The sequence below is a fragment of the Wolbachia endosymbiont of Nasonia giraulti genome, assembly GCF_048054155.1.
GTDB lineage: Bacteria > Pseudomonadota > Alphaproteobacteria > Rickettsiales > Anaplasmataceae > Wolbachia > Wolbachia pipientis_C.
This window is the reverse complement of the sequence record NZ_JAFEVH010000082.1, coordinates 1-3,768: the sequence shown is the minus strand read 5'-3', so window position 1 is coordinate 3,768 and position 3,768 is coordinate 1. Positions and strand designations below refer to the sequence as shown.

Sequence of the window (3,768 nt, the reverse complement as noted above, 5' to 3'; positions counted from 1 at the left end):
TAATACCATAATGGAACTTTATCATCCATTTTAGAAAATACTATAGTTTTCAATTCTTCTATCAGTTAATTAATTCCCGTCAGATTAAGTTGTGTTTAGCACAATTTGTTCCACTGTTCTTCATCTAAAATTTCCACACCCAATTCCATTGCTTTTTTATATTTTGAACCTGGATCTTCTCCTGCAATTAAATAGTCAGTTTTAGTAGAAAGGCTTGAACTGATCTTTGCCCCTAAAACTTTAGCTCTTACCTTTGCCTCCCCTCTACTCATAGCACGTAGCTTACCAGTAAACACTATAATTTTGTTATTCAAAAAAGAATCGCTAGAGTTGGAGCTCACGGGAAGAATTTGCAGATATGCAGTCAGGTCATTTAACATTTTAATGTTACGTTCCTGAGAAAAAAACGATTTTAAAGATTCAGCTACTTTTTCTCCTATACCATCTATACCTACCAACTCAACATCATTTGATGACATCGAATTATACCAGTTATCATAAGATACATAATAATTTGCGAGCAATTCTGCTGCAACTTGGCCGATAAATCTGATACCCAAAGAAAATATGAACCTATCTAGAGTGATTACTCTTCTGTTTTTTATAGCACTTAATAGATTAGCTATTGACTTCTCGCCCCAACCATGATGCTCTTTTAAGGAAAACTCTTTTAATCTTTCCTCTAAAATAAAAATGTCTGGAATTTGTCTTATTAGTTCCAGGTCATAAAAAAACTTTATTTGTTTTTCACCAAGGCCAACAATGTCAAATGCATCTTTTGACACAAAATGTTTTAGTTTTTCTACTATTTGAGCCTTGCAATTAAATTCTTCAGGACATCTTACTGCCACTCCTTCAATCTGCACTTTACTACCACATTCAGGACATATGTCAGGAAAAACAAATTCAGGCATATTTGTATGACGAGAACCTTCATCTACTTTGACAATTTTAGGAATTACATCCCCAGCCCTTTTAATTGTTACAACATCTCCCTCTCTTATATCTTTACGTTTTATCTCATCTTGGTTATGTAGACTTGCTCTGCTAACTAATACTCCACCAATATTGACTGGTACTAAATCTGCAACTGGAGTTAAAACCCCCGTTCTACCCACCTGTATAAATATTTTATTTAACTTTGTCTTCGCATAAATCGCAGAAAACTTATATGCAAGTGCTGAGCGTGGCGCTTTGTGTGTACTTCCCAGACGACTTTGTAGCACCAAATCATTCACTTTATAGACTATCCCATCGATATCATAATCCAAGTTATAACGACAATCATAGATCTCGTTATAGAACTTTAGCATTCCATTCAAACTACTTGTTAAGGAACGATGCTCATTTACGCAAAAACCAAGTTTCTCAAGTTTTTCTAGTACTTCACTTTGACTTTTCTCTATTCCACCAATTAAAGAATAAGCAAAATATCTAAGAGGCCTTCTTGCTGTAATGTTCGCATTCAATTGCTTTAAAGAACCAGCAGCTGCATTTCGAGGATTAGCGAATTCATTATTTTCATTTAACTTTAAAAAGTCGCTGTTACTGATATATATTTCACCCCTTACTTCTAGTCTTCCTTGCACATCTTGTAAAAACTTAGGAAAGTCTTTTATTGTTGCAACATTGTGAGTAACATCCTCTCCTACAAAACCATCACCTCGAGTTGCAGCTTTAACAAATTTCCCATCTTCATAAATTGCAGAAAATGACAATCCATCAATTTTTGGCTCACATAGTATTTCTATTTCATCTGCAATTAAAAATCTCTTTATTTTAGACAAAAATTTCTCTACACCTTGTTCATCATAAGCATTCTCAAGAGAAAGCATAGGTTCTTGATGTTCCACCTTAGAAAATCTCTCATCAGGCGGAGCACCAACACTATCTTGTGTTGCATAAGCTTCTGGCTCTATCGCAGCTAACTTTTTTTTCAGTTCATCATATTCAGCATCACTTATCTCTGGCTTACTTTTTTGATAATATAAGATATTATGATAATTAATTTGATTTTGCAGTTTTTCTCTCATCTTTTCCAAGTCAGTCATGATACCAATATAATGCTCTTTGTCGTCAAGTCATGAATTTTTTCAAAAGGTACTATAAATTTATACTACTGCCCTGAAAAGCAATACTAATATTAATATAATTTTTGTACTTGTATATTAATGTTAGTATGGTTTTTAAATTAAGGAGTACATTATGAAAGAATACAATTACAAAAATTTGGCTGACGAATCAAACTTCGGCTCTCAAGTGTATCGTGCAGGAATGTTTGATAAAATTCTTGGTATAAGCAAAACAGCAAAAGAAGCTGCGAATCAAGTAATATCTCAAATGGGTAACGATTTAAAACTAGAAGCTAGAAAATCAGCTCAAGATGAAGTAAAAAAAAATAGAAGGAAAAATGCTAACTTTAGCTGAAGAGAAAGCTAACAAAATAGCTACCGAAAAAGCTAATCAAATAGAAAAAAAAATATCGACTTCAATTGATAAGACAGTAAAGTCAGTAGAAGCAAATGCTGAAAAAGCAGCAAAAAATGCAGCTGAAAAAGCAGTGAAAAAAGTAGGACCAGAAGTTGCAGATCTGCTAAAGCCAGAAATAAAAACTCAGGTAGAAGAAGCAGTAAAAAAATACACTGAAGAAAAAATTGAAAGCCTTATAAAACCTGAAATCACAGACAAAATAGCCGATATTGTCACTTCACAAAGCAAAGAAATAAGAATACTTTTAGAAGATGAAATGAATAAATTAATCGAAGATGCACATAAAAATTTGAATGGGAAAATAGATCAGATTAAATGTGAACTTACAGAAGTAAAATCTAATATCTTAGAAGCTATAGTATTTTCTAAAATGGATGATAAAGTTCCATTATGGTATTACCAACCAAAAGCTGTAAGTCTGTATATTTATACATGAGAGGTCTGAGGCGGCTTTTGATGGTATGCCAACAGTATTCTATAGGATTCAAATCTGGTGAATATGTTGGAAGATACAGCAAATGACAGCCAAAAGACTCTATTAATGATTTTGTTTTAGTGGTCTTATGAAATGTAGCATTATCCATAACTATAGTTGTGCCAAGTGGCAATTTAGGTAATAACATCTTCTCCAACCATGTATTGAATACCTCTTTGTCACACCCACCTTTGAAAGTCATTGGTGCAATAAATCTCTTTCCAATCCACCCGGCTACTATACTGATTCTCTCTCGAGTTCTCCCTGGAATATCTGCATAAATTTTCTTTCCTCTTGGAGCGCGTCCATATTCTCGGTATAACTTATTATCAACTCCTGCTTCATCTATATATAAGATGCTGGAATGGTCTATTTTTGAGATTTTATCAATAAATTGCTCCCTATCTTCTTGATTGCGCTCTTGATATAGTGTGACTTTTTTTTAAAGTAATTTTTAGCTGTTTTAGTCTATACCAAATTGAGTTTATTCCAAATCCAAGATTTTGTTTCATCTCTGCCAGAGTATGATCTGGATTCTTTGTAACATATTCTTCGAGTATTTTGGGGTCTATTTTTCGAATAAAGCTACCGTTTTTTAGATGGCTTGAGGCTTTCACCAGCAGCTTTCTTTTTTAACCAACGGTACAGAGTTGCTATTCCTATCTCCATAAGCTCTGCTACCTCAACCTTTGTCTTACCTTTTTCTATCATCAATACTGCCTTTTCCCTTAAATCCACACTATATGCCATTATAACTCAAATACTTTATTATACCTTTATCATTTACTTTAGGAAATACTATA

Annotated in this window: 6 protein-coding genes; 2 read left to right on the top strand and 4 right to left on the bottom strand. The window is 33.3% G+C overall.

The annotated features are described in order from the left end of the window. Window positions 1-95: 95 nt before the first annotated feature. Complete coding sequence (gene ligA, locus JR312_RS06285; protein ID WP_416647986.1) at window positions 96-2,051, bottom strand: NAD-dependent DNA ligase LigA; 1,956 nt, start codon at window positions 2,049-2,051, stop codon at window positions 96-98. Window positions 2,052-2,205: 154 nt separating this feature from the next. Here ligA and JR312_RS06280 point away from each other — a divergent pair, with 154 nt between their 5' ends. Next, window positions 2,206-2,427, top strand: coding sequence for a hypothetical protein (locus tag JR312_RS06280; RefSeq protein WP_264331231.1), 222 nt, complete (start codon window positions 2,206-2,208; stop codon window positions 2,425-2,427). Then, entirely contained in the window at window positions 2,411-2,926 is a 516-nt protein-coding gene (locus JR312_RS06275; RefSeq protein ID WP_264331230.1) for a hypothetical protein, read from the top strand. The genes JR312_RS06280 and JR312_RS06275 overlap by 17 nt, the downstream gene beginning before the upstream one ends. Here the strand turns inward: JR312_RS06275 and JR312_RS06270 are convergent. Genes JR312_RS06270 through JR312_RS06260 form a run of 3 tightly spaced genes read right to left on the bottom strand, consistent with a single transcriptional unit; the run spans window position 2,856 to window position 3,715 of the window. Beyond that, window positions 2,856-3,338, bottom strand: a complete 483-nt coding sequence (locus tag JR312_RS06270; protein ID WP_264330460.1) for an IS630 family transposase — start codon at window positions 3,336-3,338, stop codon at window positions 2,856-2,858. The two genes, JR312_RS06275 and JR312_RS06270, sit on opposite strands and share 71 nt — an antisense overlap. Before the next feature lie 28 nt (window positions 3,339-3,366). Continuing rightward, window positions 3,367-3,582, bottom strand: a complete 216-nt coding sequence (locus JR312_RS06265; RefSeq protein WP_416647985.1) for an IS630 transposase-related protein — start codon at window positions 3,580-3,582, stop codon at window positions 3,367-3,369. Continuing rightward, complete coding sequence (locus JR312_RS06260; protein ID WP_416647984.1) at window positions 3,551-3,715, bottom strand: IS630 transposase-related protein; 165 nt, start codon at window positions 3,713-3,715, stop codon at window positions 3,551-3,553. Before JR312_RS06260 ends, JR312_RS06265 begins: the two co-directional genes overlap by 32 nt. Between the last annotated feature and the right edge of the window lie 53 nt (window positions 3,716-3,768).

Excerpts from the sequence above, each read along its gene's own strand:
- ligA (WP_416647986.1), bottom strand. The coding sequence starts at position 2,051 with ATGACTGACTTGGAAAAGATGAGAGAAAAACTGCAAAATCAAATTAAT.
- JR312_RS06280 (WP_264331231.1), top strand. The coding sequence starts at position 2,206 with ATGAAAGAATACAATTACAAAAATTTGGCTGACGAATCAAACTTCGGC.
- JR312_RS06275 (WP_264331230.1), top strand. The coding sequence starts at position 2,411 with ATGCTAACTTTAGCTGAAGAGAAAGCTAACAAAATAGCTACCGAAAAA.
- JR312_RS06260 (WP_416647984.1), bottom strand. The coding sequence starts at position 3,715 with ATGGCATATAGTGTGGATTTAAGGGAAAAGGCAGTATTGATGATAGAA.